Raw genomic sequence first — 16,901 nt, 5'->3', positions numbered from 1 at the left:
AATGCATTCCGTCATGAGGCAATGCAGCGTAAACTGGCCCTGCATGATCCCCGAGCCTCTCCCCAACATCCGGCAATTGCTCGCCTTCTATCTGGAGGCCGGTGTGGACTGCGCGCTCTCGGACGAGCCAGTGAACCGGCTCATCGAGCCCGAAATCGCGCCTGCGGCGGCGTCTGCTGTAGCGCGCGAGACACAGCCGCCGCAACCCGTTCGTGGCGCGCCTGCGATTATTCCGCCCCGCGGCGAACCCCCGCCGCCGCCGGATGCCGCGATCGCCTCGGCGCGTGAGGCCGCGCGCAGCGCGCCCAGCTTGGAGGCGCTGCGCGCGCTGCTCGAGACCTTCGACGGTTGTGCGCTGAGGCAGACCGCGACGCGACTGGTGTTCGCCGATGGCAATCCGCAGGCGCGGGTGATGTTCGTCGGAGAGGCACCTGGCCGCGACGAGGACATCGAGGGCCTGCCCTTCGTCGGCCGCTCCGGCAAGCTGCTCGACCGGATGATCGGCGCGATCGGGCTCGACCGGACCAAGGCCTACATTGCCAATGTCATTCCGTGGCGGCCGCCGGGCAACCGCACGCCGACGCCCCAGGAGACGCAGATCTGCCTGCCCTTCATTCAACGCCAGATCGAGCTGGTCGACCCCGACGTGCTGGTCACGCTCGGCAATCCCTCGACGCAGGCGATCCTTGGCACCCGCGAGGGCATTATGCGCACACGCGGACGCTGGCTCGACTACGACACCGGCAAGCGCACCATCCGCGCCATCGCCACCTTCCACCCGGCCTATCTGTTGCGCTCGCCCTCCTACAAGCGGCTGTCGTGGCAGGATCTGCGGGCGATCGCGAAGGTGCTGGCGAGTTGAGGAAGCGCTGAACACTCCTTGCCGTCATTGCGAGCGCAGCGACGTGTCCGCCATAGCCCGAAGGGCGACGGCGGAAGCAATCCAGAACTGCACGAGAATTCCGGATTGCTTCGTCGCTGCGCGCCTCGCAATGACGGCGGCTTGGATTACGGCCCCTTCGGCCGGACGATGGCCCAGCCGATCCGCAGCACGGGCTGGCGGCCATTGATCATCCAATCGAAGCTGCGCGGCACCTCCGGCACCAGGCCCGGAAAGCGCTGCGCGATGTCGGGCGGCGGCGCGCCCACCGTGTCGTTGGCGCGCCAGATCACGACCCCGCCACTCTCGGCGAATTGGGCTGGAGTCTGCCACGGCGTTCGCTGCGGCGTCGCGTCGAGGAACAGATGCGGACGGCCTCGTCCCAACGCGACCAGTTCGGCAAGCTGCGGATCACCGGCAACGATACGCAGCTTCTGATTGGCGCGACGCTCGAAGCTGTCGATGAAGAACTGCGCGATGTTGCGCGCCGGCATCGCGGTTGCGACCTCGCCGTTCGCAGTCCAGGGCAGCACGATGGACGCGCCGACCACGATGACGGCAGGGATCGCGACGGTGGCGGCCCATACCGCGCGCAACACCCGCTGATGCCGCAGCTGGATCACGTCCCCGCTCGCCACCACCATGGCGAGCCCAACCATCAGGAGCGCGATGCCGGGGCCGCCGAGCACCGTGTCGAGATTGAACAGCGCGGAGATCAGGCTTCCGGCGATCGCCGGCGCCATTGCGAAGCAATAGACGAAATCGCGCGCCAGCGGGCTGACCGGCGGCCGGTAGATGATTGGCGCGTCCCGCTCTCCGCGGCTGAGCCAGCTCGAATTGAGCACGACCAGCACGATCATCCCGGCCATGGCCAGCAGCAATCCGCCGACCAGGCCAAGCCAATGCCTCGCCCGCGCACCGAGCCCGGCCAGATCAGGCAATGGCGGCAGGGCGACGCTGTCGGCGCGCAGCACGAAGATCAGATAGGGCAGCGCCAGCACCAGCACGACCAACAGCGCGAGCAAGGGATCGAACGATCTCATGATCCGCCTGCCCTGCGGAGCCGAGAGCGCAAAGCCGATCAGGAGCAGCAACAGCCCGACCGCCGATGGCGTCGTCAGCAGCAGAAGCCCCGCCTCGATCGACCAGGCGAACCAGGCATTGCGCCTGGCCTGGCCAAGCAGTTGCCAACTATGTAAGAGCAGCGCCGCCCAAAGCGGCCTGGCCAGCACCTCGGGACCGAATTCGAGCGTCGGCGCTCCGAAGGCGGTGATCGTCGTGGTCAGCAGCACGGCGAGCACCGCCTGCTGGCCGCCGACGATCATGCGCGCCAGCAGATAGACGAGCCACAGGGTCGCGGACGACGCCAGCACCGCCAGCAGATAGACACCGAAGATGTGATTGCCGCTCAGGCGATAGGCGATATCGGCGAGCCAGAACGACAGCGGTGGTCCGAGATCGGTGCCGACCTGGTATTCCCTGCCGAATGCAAGCGCGGTGGCGAGATCAGGCGGCGGGCTGCGATAGAACAGCAGCGCTGTTCCCAGCCAGAGCGCGGCCTGGCACAGCAGCACGATGATCACGACCAGCCGCGGCCGGGCGCGGATCAGTTCGACAACCAGGGACGTGAAACGCATGAATGGTGATGCTCGACAGGACTGGCAAAACGGTCGCTCATCCGCCAGAGGCCGGTCGTCCACGCGCCTTGGATCAAAACTGCAAAATCAAGACGCCTGCAGGACCGCGCCTCCAGCGCCCCAAGGAGTGACGCTTCGTGCTGGTTGACTGTAGAAGCCATAAGGCGGTGTCGTGACCGAGGCAACCGGCATCACAGCTCGGCGGCGATTTCCGCCGAGCTGATCACTGTCGTCTCGGCGAACAGGTCGGGCTCAGGCAGGACCAGCTCCGGATGATGCTTGGCGCGGGCCGCGACCACAGGCGCAAACAGGCTGCGGTGATGCACCGACGGGCCGAGCCGGTCGAGCGCGGCGAGATGCTCCGGCACGGCATAGCCCTTGTGCTGCTCGAAGCCGTAGCCGGGGCAATCCTGCGCCAGCGCGCACATCAGCCGGTCGCGCGTGACCTTGGCGACGATCGAGGCCGCTGCGATCGACATCACCAGACCGTCGCCGCCGATCACGGCATCGCAGTTGCATGGCACGTCGATGCGGTCGCGGCCGTCGACGAAGACATGCTTCGGGGCCTCGGGAAGCGCGTGCACGGCACGCGCGAGCGCCCACAGCGAGGCGCGCAGGATGTTGTCGCGATCGATGCGCGCAGGCGAGGCAAAGGCAACCGCAAATGCGGAGGTTCTGCAGATCTTTTCGAACAGCTCCTCGCGTTGTTCCGGCGTCAGCCGCTTGGAATCGCCGAGGCCCTTGGGAATGCGCTTGGGATCGAGCACCACGGCGGCGGCGACGACGGGGCCGGCGAGCGGCCCGCGCCCGGCTTCGTCGCAGCCGGCGACCGGCCAGATGCCCTGCTTCAAGAGCGCCCGTTCGCGGCGGAAGCTCGGCGGCGCGACCGCAATCACGCCCTTCCCCAGCTTCGCCATGGCTTTTGCGACGGTATCCTTCTCTGCGGAGACCTTCTCTGCCATGGCTTTCGCGGCCTTAGCAGGCGCCTTCGTAGACTTCGCCGGCTTTTTAGCCTCCCGAATCATGGCCGGGATCGTGCGCAACCGATCCCGCTGGCGCAACCAGGAACCGTGCGCAATTCCCCGTTATTCCCAGCCCAAAGTTATTCCCAGCCCAAATTCCCAGCGCAAGGCTTAATCCGGCAGATGCACCCGCCCATTGTCCCCGACGTCGATCCCCGGGGCGACCACGATCTCCCAGACATGGCCGTCAGGATCGGCGAAATAGCCGGCATAGCCACCATAGTCTGTGGCCTCCGCCGGCTTGACGAGCCTGGCCCCCTTCGACAGCGCAAAGGCCAGCGCGGCATCGACCTCTTCCATCGCGTGACAATTCCAGGCGAGTGTCACGCCCCGAAAGCCATCTGGAGGCGGCGTATCGGGCAGCGCCGCATCACGCGCGAGCTCCGTCCAGGGATACAGCGCGATCACCGTGCCGCCGGTATCGAAGAACGCCACGGCCTCGCCCGTCGCGTGGAATTTCCTGGCGAAGCCGAGCGACGTATAGAACGCGATGCTCCGCCGCATCTCGCTGACGCCGAGCGTGATCACAGTGAAACGCGGTATAATGGCTTGCTCGTTCATTTGCACACCCCACGCTGCCAATATCGATCATCGAAGCTTCGACTCCACGCCGAGCGAGCCGGGATCACCTAAAACAGGCTGAGCTGCTGACCGCCGCCCTTTGGCCGCACGAAATGATCCGTCGTCAGCTTCGAGCGCCGCTTGTTCAAGCCGAGCTTCTCGCAGGCGATCTCGAAACGGCGGCCGATCATCCAGGCCATCGGCCCGGTGCCCTTCATCCGCGTGCCCCATTGCGAGTCGTAGTCGCGCCCACCACGCATGTCGCGGATCAGCGTAAACACGTGGCGATAGCGATCCGGGTAATGCTCCAGCAGCCATTCCCGGAACAGGTCGCGCACCTCGAGCGGCAGCCGCAGCAGCACATAGGAGGCTTCCTTGACGCCGGCATGGGCCGCTGCATCGAGAATGCGCTCGATCTCGCTGTCGTTCAGCGCCGGGATCACGGGCGCCACCATGATGGTGGTCGGAATACCCGACTCGGCCAGCGCCTTCAGCGCCTCCAGCCGCTTCGGCGGGGTCGTGGCGCGCGGCTCCATGGCCCGTGCCAGCTTCGGGTCCAGCGTCGTCACCGAGATCGCCACCTTGGCGAGGTTCTTCTTGGCCATCCGCGCCAGGATGTCGGCGTCACGCACAACCAGAGCCGACTTGGTGACGATCCCGACGGGATGACCAACCCGTTCCAGCACCTCGAGGATGCGGCGCATGATCTTCCGCTCGCGCTCGATCGGCTGATAGGGATCGGTGTTGGTGCCGATCGCGATCATGCGCGGCTCGTAGCCCGCCGCCGAAAGCTCCTTTTCTAAGAGCGCCGGAGCGTCCGGCTTGACGAACAGCTTGGATTCGAAATCGAGCCCGGGCGACAGGCCGAGAAAGGCGTGGGTCGGTCGCGCAAAGCAGTAGACGCAGCCGTGCTCGCAGCCCCGATACGGATTGATCGAGCGATCGAAGCCGATGTCGGGCGAATCGTTGCGGGTGATCACCTTGCGCGAGGTATCGGTCGCGACCGTGGTCTTGAACGGCGGCAGATCGTCCAGGCTCTGCCACCCGTCGTCGAATGCAATGCGTGCCTCCGCCTCAAAGCGGCCGCTCGTGTTGGATTGTGCGCCCCGGCCGCGTCGCCGGCCCCGTTCGATGGCGACCGCTAGCTCAGGGAAATCCTTTGCAGGATCGGGCGCGCCCGCCGGCTCGGAGGGCACCTGGACCGGCGGGCGCTTGAGGGCATGTGAAGATGCTCGGCTCATGCCGAAAGCGATATCATACCCTTTGAACAAAGCAAGAACAAAAACAGAAAACCGGAACGCAATGCGACCTCTGATCCAGCGCAACAGGGACCATCACAATCCCGTTCTATGATCGCGCGCGGTGGAACGGAGGGGGCGGCTCCACTCTACTCTCCCATGTGAACGGACGTCTCAGCTTTCAAAGCGAGGTCTCATGAACGTCAACGCCCCCCCACAGAACAGGACTGCCGACGATCTCGAATTGCTCGACCGCTACTGGCGCGCGGCCAACTATCTGTCGGTCGGCCAGATCTACCTGCTCGACAATCCGCTGCTCTCTGAGCCGCTCAAGCCCGAGCACATCAAGCCGCGCCTGCTCGGCCATTGGGGCACGACGCCGGGACTGAACTTCATCTATGCCCATCTCAACCGGGCAATCCGCGCGCACGACCTCAACGTCATCTATATCTGCGGCCCCGGCCATGGCGGGCCCGGCATGGTGGCGAATACCTATCTCGAAGGCACCTATAGCGAGATCTATCCGGATGTCAGTCGCGACACCGACGGTCTGCGCAAGCTGTTCCGGCAGTTCTCCTTCCCTGGCGGCATCCCGAGCCACGCCGCGCCGGAAACGCCGGGTTCGATCCATGAAGGCGGCGAGCTCGGTTACGCGCTTGTGCACGCCTATGGCGCGGCATTCGACAACCCAGATCTGATCGTCGCCTGTGTCGTCGGCGATGGCGAGGCCGAGACCGGCCCGCTCGCGGCATCCTGGCACTCCAACAAATTCCTCAACCCGGTCCATGACGGCGCGGTGCTGCCGATCCTGCACCTCAACGGCTACAAGATCGCCAATCCGACCGTGCTCGGCCGCATGGGCGACGAGGAGATCAAGCAGCTCTTCCAGGGCTACGGCTATGAGCCGCTGTTCGTCGAAGGCGACGACCCGAAAACGATGCACCGCGTCATGGCCGATGCGCTCGACGTTGCGCTCGCCAGCATCCGCGCGATCCAGCAGGATGCACGGCAACCGGGCGCCAGGCTACATCGGCCAAGATGGCCCATGATCGTGCTACGCTCGCCAAAGGGCTGGACCGGGCCGAAGGAGGTCGACGGGCTGAAGGTCGAAGGCTTCTGGCGCGCGCATCAAGTGCCGATTTCAGATCCTCGTGGCAAGCCCGAGCATCTGAAGCTGCTCGAGTCCTGGATGAAGAGCTATCAGCCCGAGACGCTGTTCGACGGCAACGGTCGCCTGATCCCGGAACTGCAGGCGCTGGCGCCGCAGGGCCCGCGTCGCATGGGCGCCAATCCGCACGCCAATGGCGGGCTCTTGAACCGCGAATTGAAGCTGCCGGACTATCACGCCTATGCGGTCGAGGTGCCCTCACCCGGCGCCGTGATCGCCGAAGCCACGCGCGAGCTCGGCAAGTTCCTGCGCGACCTCGTCAAGCTCAACGCTGAGACGAAGAACTTCCGCATCATGGGGCCGGACGAGACCGCCTCCAACCGGCTCGATGCGGTGTTCGAGGCCACCGATCGGATCTGGATGGAGGATATCGAGCCTTACGACGTGCATCTCGCCCATGAAGGCCGGGTGATGGAGGTGCTCAGCGAGCATCTCTGTCAGGGCTGGCTCGAAGGCTATCTGCTGACCGGGCGGCACGGCTTCTTCTCCTGTTACGAGGCCTTCATCCACATCGTGGATTCCATGTTCAACCAGCACGCCAAATGGCTGAAAGTGTCGCGCGCGCTATCCTGGCGCCGGCCGATCGCGTCGCTGAATTATCTCTTGACCTCGCATGTCTGGCGCCAGGACCATAACGGCTTCAGCCACCAGGACCCCGGCTTCGTCGATCTCGTCGCCAACAAGAAGGCCGACATCGTTCGCATCTATCTGCCGCCGGATGCCAACACGCTGCTGTGGGTCGCCGATCATTGCCTGCGCACCTATGACCGCATCAACGTCATCGTGGCCGGCAAGCAGCCCTCGCCGCAATGGCTCACGATGGAGGAGGCCGCGACACATTGCGATGCCGGCATCGGCATCTGGACCTGGGCCGGCACCGAGCCGGCCCAGAGCGAGCCCGACGTGGTGATGGCCTGCGCCGGCGACATCCCGACCCTTGAGACGCTGGCCGCGGTCGACCTGCTGCGGCAATCGCTGCCGGACCTGAAGATCCGGGTCGTCAATGTCGTCGACCTCATGACCTTGCAGCCGAAGGAGGAGCATCCGCACGGCCTTGATGACCGCGACTTCGACAGCATCTTCACCAAGGACAAGCCGGTGATCTTCGCCTATCACGGCTATCCCTACCTTATTCACCGCCTGACCTACAGCCGCCACAACCATTCCGGCATGCATGTGCGCGGCTTCATCGAGGAAGGTACCACGACAACGCCGTTCGACATGGTGGTGCTGAACGAGCTCGACCGTTTCCATCTCGCGATCGAGGCGATCGAGCGTGTGCCCGGCCTTGCCGTGTCGGCCGCGCATGTGAAGCAGCAATTCCGCGACCGCCTGATCGCGCATACGCGCTACGTGCGTGCACATGGCGAGGACATGCCGGAGATCCGCGACTGGGTCTGGCCCAATAGCGCGGGCGGCACGACGCCTCGAGAACCGGGAGACTGACCGCCAGCGCTGCGGCGAGAGTCAGCTGCCGCAAAATTCCGCAGCGCAGCGGGGTGCGTTGATTGTGACAAAGTGGTAACAGTGGCCCGCGCTGAAACCCCGAATTGGGCGCCTGAACCGACGATGTCGATTGCATGTTGAGCGTGATCATTCCGACCGAAGGCGCCGAGCAGCCTGCGGTCGCCACATTGTCCGCCTTGGTGCCGGGCGCGGCCGCAGGCGTGATCACTGAGGTGCTGCTTGTCGATCGCGCCACGGATACCAGCGCGATCGAGCGCGTCGCCGACGTTGCCGGCTGCGGCTTCCTTCGTTTCGCCGGCTCGCAGGCGGCTGCGCTCGCGGCCGGCGCCGCGCAGGCGCGTGCGCCATGGCTGATGTTCTTGCCCGCGGGAGCCGTGCTCGATCCCGGCTGGATCGACGAGACCACGCAATTCATCCAGAGCGTCTCAGCGAGCGGACGGCCGCGTGCCGGCGTCTTTCGCTATGCGCGCTCGCCTTATGCTGAAGTGAGCATCCGCGACCGGCTGCGGTCGGTCGTGCGCATGCTGACCGGTCCGCTCGGGGACCAAGGCCTGTTGATCGCGCGCGATCACTACCGGCAGGTCGGCGGCTACAAGCCGAACGCCCGCCGCGCCGAGACGCAACTGCTGCGCCAGCTCGGCCGCTCCCGCACGCTGCTGCGCAGCCGCATCGTGATGATCTGAGCGCTCACAAGATACTTGCCATGGTCAACCAATTAATTGACAATGGCAAAGATCGAGGTGTGCCATGCTCAATCGTCCCCAGACCGTTTCCCAAGCCGACAGTCCCGTTGCCGCCGTTCGTGCCTTCAACCGCTTCTATACGAAGAAGCTGGGCGTGCTCGACCAGCATCTGCTGCAAAGCCCATTCTCTCTTTCCGAGGCGCGCGTGCTCTACGAACTGGCACAGCGTGACACCGTCGCGGCAAAGGAGATCGGTGCCGTGCTCGGGCTCGATCCCGGCTATCTCAGCCGGATCGTCCAGGGCTTCGAGGACAAGGGCCTCATCACCCGCACGCCGCTCGCCGCCGACCGGCGGCAACAGCAGCTTGGTCTCACCGCCAGGGGTCGCCAGGCTTTCGCCAAGCTTGACCGCAGCTCGGACAGCGAGGTCGCAGCGATGCTCCAAGTTCTGGACGATGGCGCGCGCAACCGCCTGGTCGGCGCTATGGGAGCGATCGAGCAGATCCTGGCGCCGGCGAACGCGACGCGGCCGGCCTTCCTTCTGCGCAGCCATCGTCCCGGCGATATCGGCTGGGTGATTTCGCGGCACGGCGCCGTCTACGCACAGGAATACGGCTGGGACATCTCGTTCGAGGCGCTGGTCGCGGAGATCGCGGCGCAATTCCTTCGTGCCTTCGATCCCGACCGCGAGCATTGCTGGATAGCCGAGATCGATGGCGAACCGGTGGGATCGATCTTTCTTGTCAAGAGCACCGATGAGGTGGCGAAGCTGCGCTTGCTGCTGGTCGACAAAAAGGCCCGCGGACTCGGTGTCGGCCGCGCACTGGTGGAGCAGTGCGTCCGCTTCGCGCGCGAGAAGAACTACAAGACGATCGTGCTGTGGACGCAGAGCATCCTCATTGCCGCGCGCGGCATCTATCGACGCGCGGGCTTCCGTCTCACCGCGGAAGAGCCGCACCGCTCGTTCGGTGTCGATCTCGTCGGCGAGACCTGGGAGCTGAAGCTGTGACCACCGTGCTGTCAGTCCGTGGCACCCGAACGGGCGAGCCCGGAATCCATTCATCGTCTGAGCAAGCGGACAGATCGATTCCGGGGCGCTAACGCGCGCCCCGGAATGACAGCCATGGAAATCGCTAAATCGTCGCGCCCTGCGCCTTCGGCCGGCGCAGATGCTCGTCCAGACGCGGCATGATCTCGACGAAATTGCAAGGCCGCGTGCGATAATCGAGCTGCGCGGCCAGAATGCCATCCCAGGCATCGCGGCAGGCGCCGGGCGATCCCGGCAGGCAGAAGATATAGGTCGCGCCGGCAACACCGGCGGTGGCCCGGCTCTGGATCGTCGACGTTCCGATCTTGGCGTGGCTCAGCATGTGAAAGGCGATCGAGAAGCCGTCCATCCGTTTCTCGAACAGCGGCTCGATCGCTTCCGGCGTCACGTCGCGGCCGGTGAAGCCGGTGCCGCCGGTCGTGATCACGACATCGATGCCGGCATCCGCGATCCATGTCCTCACCACGTCCCGGATCGCCTCGATGTCGTCGGTGACGATCTGGCGCGCCGCAAGCTTGTGCCCGGCGGCCGTCAGCCGATCGCTCAGCGTGGTCCCCGACTTGTCGTCGGCCAGCGAACGCGTGTCGGAAATCGTCAGTACCGCGATGTTGAGCGGGATGAAGCTCTTGGACTCGTCAATCGACGCCATCGCGCGCTCCTTACAGCTGATCCGCACCGAACGTATTGCAGGCCTGCACCGTGCCCTGCTGATAGCCCACCATGAACCAGTGCTTGCGCTGCGCCGCGGAGCCATGTGTGAACGAATCCGGCACCACGCGCCCGGTCGCCTGGCGCTGCAGCGTGTCGTCGCCGATCGCCGACGCTGTCGTCAGCGCCGCATCGATATCGCCTTCCTCGAGGAAGCCCGGCCGCTTCTTCGCCTCGCGATTGACCCAGACGCCCGACAGGCAGTCCGCCTGCAGCTCGACCTTCACCTGCAGCGCGTTGGATTCGGCCTTGCTGCCCGCCTGCTGCTGCAGCCGGGTCACGCGCGGCAGGATGCCGAGCAGGTTCTGGACGTGATGGCCGGCTTCATGCGCGATGATATAGGCCGCAGTGAATTTGCAGGCGTTGCCCGAGCAGCCATGGAAGCGGGTCTCGACCTGACGGAAGAAGTTCGTATCGAGAAAGATCTGACGGTCTGGTGGGCAATAGAACGGGCCCATCGCGGATTGCGCCATGCCGCAGCGACCGCCATTCGTGCTGTTGCGGAACAGCACGATCTTCGGGCCGGTGTAGCGCTGTCCGTTGGCCTGGAAGATCTCGCTCCAGCGGTCGTCGATCTCACCGAGAACGCCCGAGATCATGTCGCCCATCTCGTCCTTGGGGGCGCCGGTCTTGCCGGGCGTGCGCCGGTCGGCCTGGTAGGAGGGCGCGCCGCCATGGCTCACCATTTCTGCGCCGCCGATCAGGATCCGCGGATCGATGCCGAGGGCATAACCGATCAGGCCGAGCACGATGATGGTGCCGATGCCAAGGCCGCCGCCGCCGATCGGCAGACCCATGCCACCGCCTCCCATTCCGCCTTCGTCGCGACGGTCTTCGATGTCGTCGCTGCGACGGAAATCATCGTAACGCATGGCGGCCTTCCTCAATCGATCTTGCACGAACAAAGCGCGAATTGCCTAACACGGCAGACACGTAAAATTTCCAGCGCATTAATCAATAACCCGGCCGGCAAAAAATGCCTAGTGCGCCGAATTGACGTGCAATGCGAGCTGCGTCTGTGGACTTTCCGCGCCGCGCATCAGCGGCAAAACAGCATGAAAATCGACGGCATGACCAAACATGCTGCGTCGTTCGATCGCGGCCGCGCGAGATCACCTGGCGTGATCAAACTGCGCGCAGCGATGCGAAAGATTTTCCCGGTTAAGTCGATTTTTACTTTGCCCGTTCATGGTGTGGGCAGTCGGTTGTTAGGTCCCGCGTCGCCGACAGCGTCGCCTGAGTCAGAGTTCTTGAGTCATGGTTGTGTCGCGTCGCGGGGCGTCTGCAAGGGCGCCCCGCACTAAATTTGAGACACTCGAATCATCCCGCATCATCGTCGGCGACTGCGTCGCCGAGATGTCGAAACTCCCGGCCGCATCGGTCGACCTGGTGTTTGCGGATCCGCCGTACAATCTCCAGCTCAAGGGCGAGCTGAAGCGCCCCGACGAATCGCAGGTCGATGCGGTCAACGACGATTGGGACAAGTTCTCATCGTTCGCGGCCTACGACGATTTCACGCGCGCCTGGCTGCTCGCCGCGCGCCGGCTGATGAAGCCGTCCGCAACGCTGTGGGTGATCGGCTCCTATCACAACATCTTCCGCGTCGGCGCGATCATGCAGGATCTCGGCTTCTGGATCCTCAACGACATCGTCTGGCGCAAGTCCAACCCGATGCCGAATTTCCGCGGCCGTCGTTTCACCAATGCGCACGAGACCATGATCTGGGCCGCGCGCGACGAAAAGGCGAAGGGTTACACGTTCAACTACGAAGCGCTGAAGGCTGCCAACGAGGATGTGCAGGCGCGATCGGACTGGCTGATCCCGCTATGCACCGGCGAGGAGCGGCTGAAGGACGAGGACGGCAAGAAGGTCCATCCGACCCAGAAGCCGGAAGGCCTGCTCGCGCGCGTGCTGCTGTCGTCGTCAAAGCCGGGCGATCTCGTGATCGATCCGTTCAACGGCACGGGCACGACGGGTGCTGTGGCAAAACGTCTCGGCCGGCGCTACGTCGGCTTCGAGCGCGAACGCAGCTATGCCAAGGCGGCGGAGCAGCGGATCGCCGCGATCGAACCGCTGCCGGAGGCCACGCTGGCGCCGTTCATGACGGCGCGCGAAGCGCCGCGCGTCGCCTTCTCCGAGCTGATCGAACGCGGCATGATCGCGCCCGGCGCCAAGCTGGTCGACTCCAAGCGGCGATATGGCGCGCTGGTGCGTGCCGACGGCGCCATCATGCTCGGGGACAAGGTCGGCTCGATCCACCGCATCGGCGCGGTGGCGCAAGGGCTGCCGGCCTGCAACGGCTGGACCTTCTGGCACATCGAGACCAAAGGCGGCTTGAAGCTGATCGACGAGCTGCGTGCCGAAATCCGCTCCGAGCTGGCGGCCGGCTAGGCGCCAGCCCCACTTAATTAGCGCGTGGAGCGGCCCTGGCCGCCATAACGCGCCAGCAGGTCCTCGACCTCATACTGCTCGTCATAGCGAACGTCGTCGTGCGGCACGACCGACAAACGGGCCGTGCGCGGCGGCGCAGGCTCGTTGCGCGAAGCGAAGGCCGGACGCTCATTCCCGACATCGGGCAGTTGCATGTCGTCGATCTCGGCATCGGCCGGCCAGATCTGCCGACGCCGTCCTCCCACGGGCTCGAGGCGGATCCGGCGCCGCGCACGCGCGCGCGCCAGCAACACGCTGGTCGAAAAGCCGGCGAGCGCCACCGCACCGAGGAATGCGGCGAGCCGGGTCCGCGACGAATCGATCGTCGATGCGACCGAGGACGTGCTCGCGTTTTCACTCTCGGTCACGGAAGGCTCTGCCGCGGCCACAGCCGTACTCGAATCGACGCTCGCGGCGGGCGCCGAGGCCGGTGCCGGATCTGCCGCGGCCACGGCGAAGGTCGAGGAATTGCGCGACGGCGCCGCAATCGGCTGTGTCGCGTCGCTCGCGTCTGGCCAGCGCGACGCGACGGCCGACTGATCGGCCGCCGCAGCGCCGCCGTCCGACGGGCGCTGCGTCACTGCACTGCTGTCCGCAGCCAAAGCGGGCATCGTCGCGGCCGAAGCTGTGGTCATTGGTGCCGGCTCGACCGGCGTCGGCGCGACAGCTGCAACGATGGCGTTCTTCGCATCCGTCGCCGGTGCGGCGGGCGATGCAAATTCGGCATGCGCGTCGGCAGCCGCTGGCGACAGCTCTTGATGACGCCGATGCGCGGCCACGGCTGCCGACTTGCGTTCGTTGAGCGAAGCGCCGTGCGACGCCTCATCGCCCAGGTACCAGCACTGGCGCTTGGTGGCCCGATCGCTGCGATAGTACCAGTGCTGGCCGGCCGGTGCCGTTGCCTTCGGCTTGGTCAGGCAGTCGTCGGCAGCGCTGGCTGGGTGGACATGCAACGTTGCCGCAGCAGCACCCGCAACTACGCCAGCCAGAAGAATGCGCGGCGCAATCGCCATCGCCCGATGCGTCATGAAAACCTCCGACGATTCACCCGGCCCCCAAAACGCCGTTTCGACGATGACTTGGTTCGGAATAAGGCTACGCCGGTTCCATTTTTGCCAATCGCGCCGATATCGCGCCTGATTTGATCGGTTCTAATCCGCTTCGCGCCATGTTCCCCTGCTTTCAACAGCGATAGCGTTGTATCGACTGAGACTGCAGAGCTGATGCGCGAGCGACGCATCGTCGCATCCCTGTATCTCCGCATCGCGTGCGAGGCCGATCGACGAACGCGGCAATTGAAATTCCATCGGGTTCCGCTAACGATGCGCGCCTTCGGCGAAAGGTGCGGCCAACCTTCGCCGCCCCCGCGAATGCAACACCGTGATTCGGGAAACGCTGCCATGCTCACGTTTTATTTCAACGGTTCGCCCAATCCGACCAAAGTGGCCTTGTTCCTGGAGGAGTCCGGCATCGCCTATCAGGCGGTCGCGATCGATACCCGCAAGGGCGATCAGTTCAAGCCGCAATTTCTGCAGATCAATCCAAACGGCAAGGTGCCGGTGATCGACGACGATGGCACGATCGTGTTCGACAGCAATGCCATCCTGCTCTATCTCGCCGAGAAGACCGGCCAATTCCTGCCGCCGGACTCGGCGAAGAACCGCGCGCAGCTGCTGTCATGGCTGATGTTCGTCGCGACCGGCGTCGGTCCCTATATGGGCCAGGCCGTGCACTTCAAGCATTTCGCGCCGAAGGACCAGGACCACGACTACGCCCACAATCGCTATCAGTACGAAGGCCATCGCCATCTCAAGATCCTCGACGCGCAGTTGGCGATGCACCACTACATGGTCGGCGACACCTACACCATCGTCGACATGGCCCTGTGGGGCTGGACGCGCCTGGCGCCGTTCGCGCTCGGCGATGACGCGCTCACGAGGTACCCGAATCTCAAGCGTCTCGTCGACGAGATCTCGGCGCGGCCGGCCGCGGCCCGCGCGCTCGCGCTGAAGGAGAAGTTCACCTTCAAGGCCGAGCTGGACGAGGAAGCGCGCGGTTTCATGTTCGGTCATCAGAAGATGAAGGTGGCGTGAGCGCGATCCGCTCCACGCATGAGATGTCGTCGCCCGGCCTTGACCGGGCGACCCAGCACTCCGCGACGCCGATCGTTGATCGCGATGCCGCAGCGGTTGTTAGTTCGTTCGAACGGCAGGTGGAGGACCGAGCGCGGTCTCGATCAGCAAGGTGTCGCAATATTCGATCCATTCCGCGATCCGCCCGGCTTCGAGCCGGAGCACATTACAATAAGTATTGTTGTAGGCCTTGCCGTCACTGGTCGTGTTGCGACCGCGTGCCTCTACCACGACGAGATCGCCTTCCGCGATCAGGCGCACCGGAATGGTGGTGATCCGGCCTGCGATCCGTTCCCTGAGCGGGGCGAACAACTCGGCAAAAACGACCGCCTTGCCATCATAGCTGCGCGACCACGCCCCCGTGCCCATGATGACGAAGCGGAAATCCTCCGCGAGATGGTCCAGCAGCGGTTGCGAATTGCTCTTTGCCAGTTCGTCGAAGACGTGCTGGACTAGTCTCTTGTTCTCGATGGTGTTCTCGGTCGGGCCCATCATGTGTCTCCTCTTTGGCTCAATTCGGCTGCGTCCGCGATGCCGGAAACGGCCCGAGCACCCTCTCGGTCAGCACCGAGTCGCAATATTCTCTGATCTCGACGATCCGCCCCTCGCGCAGCCGATAGATCAGGCAGTAGTCGTTGTCGTACTGCACGCCTGTCTTGGTGCGCATGTCGCCCTTGCCCTCGACCACGACGAGGTCGTCGTCAGCAATGAAGCGCAGCGGGATGGTCCGCCGGCCCTCCGCGAGGAGCGTTGCGAGGTGGCCGTAGAGATCGCGCAGCAATGCCTCCTTGCCTCTGAAGGTCTGCGACCAGGAATATTGCCCTGTCACGGTCATCGTGACGTCTTCGGCGATCGCAGCCAGGTAAGGGGCGCGGTCGCCGGCGGCGGCCCGGCCCAGAAGATCCTGCATCAGTTGCTTGTTGGCGGCGGCGGTCATGGTGTCTCTCCTCCTTAAGGCCTAGACGATCCTGACGCCGCCAGCATCATTCTTCTAATCAATAAAGAATATGATATCTATTCGGCCGATGAATTTAGCCGCGCTCGATCTCAATCTGCTGGTGGCGCTCGACGCCTTGCTGCGCGAGACCAATGTCAGCCGCGCCGCAATGCGGATCGGGCTGTCGCAGCCCGCGACCAGCCATGCGCTTCAACGCCTGCGCGACCTGATCGGGGATCCGCTTCTGGTGCGCACCGGGGCACGCATGGAGCTGACGCCGCGGGCGCTGGCGCTGCGCGCGCCGCTGGCGGAGGCGCTCGACCAGGTGCGCGGGCTGTTCGTGCCCGATGCCTTCGATGCGTCCAACAGCGAGCGGCAATTCCGCCTGATGATGCCCGACCTCACCGTCGAGCTGTTGATGCCTCCCCTGATGGCGAAGGTGACGCAGGCCGCACCCAACATCCGCATCGACGTGGTACCCTGGCGCGGGCCCGCGATCTTTCACGCCGAATTCGCTCGCACCATCGACATGGTGATCTCGATCGGCAACGCGTTTAAAGGCTTTCACCGGCAACTGCTCTACACCGACAGCGATGCGCTCGCGATCCGGCGCGGTCATCCTCTGCGCGGCCAGGCCGAGGACCTGATCGACACCTGGCTGCGCGGCAAGGGACTAGAGCGGCGGATCGCGCTGGTGGTGCCGAGCTATATCGAAGCGCTGCATGTAGCGGCGCGCACCGATCTCGTCGCCTTCGTGCCGCGCCGGTTGATTGCAGCCCTGGCGCGGCAACTGTCGCTTGCAACCGTCACCCCGCCGCTCGATCCCGGAATCGATGAGCAGTACATGTTCTATCCGACCCGCGCGCAGATGGACCCAGGCTCTATCTGGCTACGGACCTTGATGCTGCAGACCGGCCGCGAGCTTGATCGCGGCAGGCGAAACTAGACGGGCGTTTCCTTGAGATCGGCTGTCGATGGCTGGGTTGAGCT

Annotated in this window: 16 protein-coding genes; 7 read left to right on the top strand and 9 right to left on the bottom strand. The window is 64.8% G+C overall.

What is annotated here, in order from left to right:
* The first annotated feature begins 43 nt into the window (after positions 1-43).
* Positions 44-862 carry a uracil-DNA glycosylase family protein gene (locus P6U24_RS11510; RefSeq protein ID WP_407159236.1) on the top strand — a complete coding sequence of 273 codons (819 nt, stop codon included), beginning with the start codon at positions 44-46 and terminating at the stop codon, positions 860-862.
* 146 nt (positions 863-1,008) lie between these two features.
* Here the strand turns inward: P6U24_RS11510 and P6U24_RS11505 are convergent, their stop codons facing one another.
* From P6U24_RS11505 to P6U24_RS11490, 4 genes are all read right to left on the bottom strand, one after another.
* Positions 1,009-2,517 carry a glycosyltransferase family 39 protein gene (locus P6U24_RS11505; protein ID WP_407159235.1) on the bottom strand — a complete coding sequence of 503 codons (1,509 nt, stop codon included), beginning with the start codon at positions 2,515-2,517 and terminating at the stop codon, positions 1,009-1,011.
* Positions 2,518-2,708: 191 nt separating this feature from the next.
* A complete protein-coding gene (locus tag P6U24_RS11500) occupies positions 2,709-3,479 on the bottom strand; it encodes a ribonuclease HII (RefSeq protein ID WP_407159234.1) in 771 nt (256 codons plus the stop codon).
* A gap of 171 nt (positions 3,480-3,650) precedes the next feature.
* A complete protein-coding gene (locus tag P6U24_RS11495) occupies positions 3,651-4,100 on the bottom strand; it encodes a VOC family protein (protein WP_407159233.1) in 450 nt (149 codons plus the stop codon).
* Between the two features lie 68 nt (positions 4,101-4,168).
* Complete coding sequence (locus tag P6U24_RS11490; protein ID WP_407159232.1) at positions 4,169-5,341, bottom strand: PA0069 family radical SAM protein; 1,173 nt, start codon at positions 5,339-5,341, stop codon at positions 4,169-4,171.
* Between the two features lie 193 nt (positions 5,342-5,534).
* Here P6U24_RS11490 and P6U24_RS11485 point away from each other — a divergent pair, with 193 nt between their 5' ends.
* The 3 genes from P6U24_RS11485 to P6U24_RS11475 all read left to right on the top strand — a co-directional run bounded on the left by P6U24_RS11485 (position 5,535) and on the right by P6U24_RS11475 (position 9,665).
* Positions 5,535-7,952 carry a phosphoketolase gene (locus P6U24_RS11485; protein ID WP_407159231.1) on the top strand — a complete coding sequence of 806 codons (2,418 nt, stop codon included), beginning with the start codon at positions 5,535-5,537 and terminating at the stop codon, positions 7,950-7,952.
* Positions 7,953-8,086: 134 nt separating this feature from the next.
* Positions 8,087-8,656: a glycosyl transferase gene (locus P6U24_RS11480; RefSeq protein ID WP_407159230.1), complete on the top strand. Its 570-nt coding sequence runs from the start codon at positions 8,087-8,089 to the stop codon at positions 8,654-8,656.
* Between the two features lie 64 nt (positions 8,657-8,720).
* Positions 8,721-9,665: a GNAT family N-acetyltransferase gene (locus P6U24_RS11475; protein ID WP_407159229.1), complete on the top strand. Its 945-nt coding sequence runs from the start codon at positions 8,721-8,723 to the stop codon at positions 9,663-9,665.
* 124 nt (positions 9,666-9,789) lie between these two features.
* Here P6U24_RS11475 and moaB read toward each other — a convergent pair whose 3' ends face one another.
* Both moaB and P6U24_RS11465 read right to left on the bottom strand, forming a co-directional pair.
* Complete coding sequence (moaB, locus tag P6U24_RS11470) at positions 9,790-10,353, bottom strand: molybdenum cofactor biosynthesis protein B (protein WP_407159228.1); 564 nt, start codon at positions 10,351-10,353, stop codon at positions 9,790-9,792.
* A 10-nt stretch (positions 10,354-10,363) separates the two neighbouring features.
* The gene (locus P6U24_RS11465; RefSeq protein WP_407159227.1) at positions 10,364-11,284 is read right to left on the bottom strand and encodes a neutral zinc metallopeptidase; all 921 of its coding nucleotides are present in this window, start codon (positions 11,282-11,284) and stop codon (positions 10,364-10,366) included.
* A 385-nt stretch (positions 11,285-11,669) separates the two neighbouring features.
* Here P6U24_RS11465 and P6U24_RS11460 point away from each other — a divergent pair, with 385 nt between their 5' ends.
* Positions 11,670-12,803, top strand: coding sequence for a site-specific DNA-methyltransferase (locus P6U24_RS11460; protein ID WP_407159226.1), 1,134 nt, complete (start codon positions 11,670-11,672; stop codon positions 12,801-12,803).
* A 17-nt stretch (positions 12,804-12,820) separates the two neighbouring features.
* Here P6U24_RS11460 and P6U24_RS11455 read toward each other — a convergent pair whose 3' ends face one another.
* The gene (locus P6U24_RS11455) at positions 12,821-13,870 is read right to left on the bottom strand and encodes a hypothetical protein (protein ID WP_407159225.1); all 1,050 of its coding nucleotides are present in this window, start codon (positions 13,868-13,870) and stop codon (positions 12,821-12,823) included.
* A 372-nt stretch (positions 13,871-14,242) separates the two neighbouring features.
* On the opposite strand from P6U24_RS11455, the gene P6U24_RS11450 reads away from it, so the two are divergent.
* Positions 14,243-14,935 (top strand): glutathione S-transferase family protein, encoded by a 693-nt coding sequence (locus P6U24_RS11450; RefSeq protein ID WP_407159224.1) that lies wholly within the window; start codon positions 14,243-14,245, stop codon positions 14,933-14,935.
* Between the two features lie 99 nt (positions 14,936-15,034).
* Here the strand turns inward: P6U24_RS11450 and P6U24_RS11445 are convergent, their stop codons facing one another.
* Complete coding sequence (locus tag P6U24_RS11445; protein ID WP_407159223.1) at positions 15,035-15,469, bottom strand: nuclear transport factor 2 family protein; 435 nt, start codon at positions 15,467-15,469, stop codon at positions 15,035-15,037.
* Positions 15,470-15,485: 16 nt separating this feature from the next.
* The gene (locus tag P6U24_RS11440) at positions 15,486-15,911 is read right to left on the bottom strand and encodes a nuclear transport factor 2 family protein (protein WP_407159222.1); all 426 of its coding nucleotides are present in this window, start codon (positions 15,909-15,911) and stop codon (positions 15,486-15,488) included.
* 88 nt (positions 15,912-15,999) lie between these two features.
* Here P6U24_RS11440 and P6U24_RS11435 point away from each other — a divergent pair, with 88 nt between their 5' ends.
* The gene (locus tag P6U24_RS11435; RefSeq protein ID WP_407159221.1) at positions 16,000-16,857 is read left to right on the top strand and encodes a LysR family transcriptional regulator; all 858 of its coding nucleotides are present in this window, start codon (positions 16,000-16,002) and stop codon (positions 16,855-16,857) included.
* Positions 16,858-16,901: the final 44 nt, after the last annotated feature.

The sequence above is a fragment of the Bradyrhizobium sp. STM 3557 genome, assembly GCF_045571465.1.
Lineage (GTDB): Bacteria > Pseudomonadota > Alphaproteobacteria > Rhizobiales > Xanthobacteraceae > Bradyrhizobium.
This window is presented reverse-complemented; position numbering and strand designations above follow the sequence as displayed.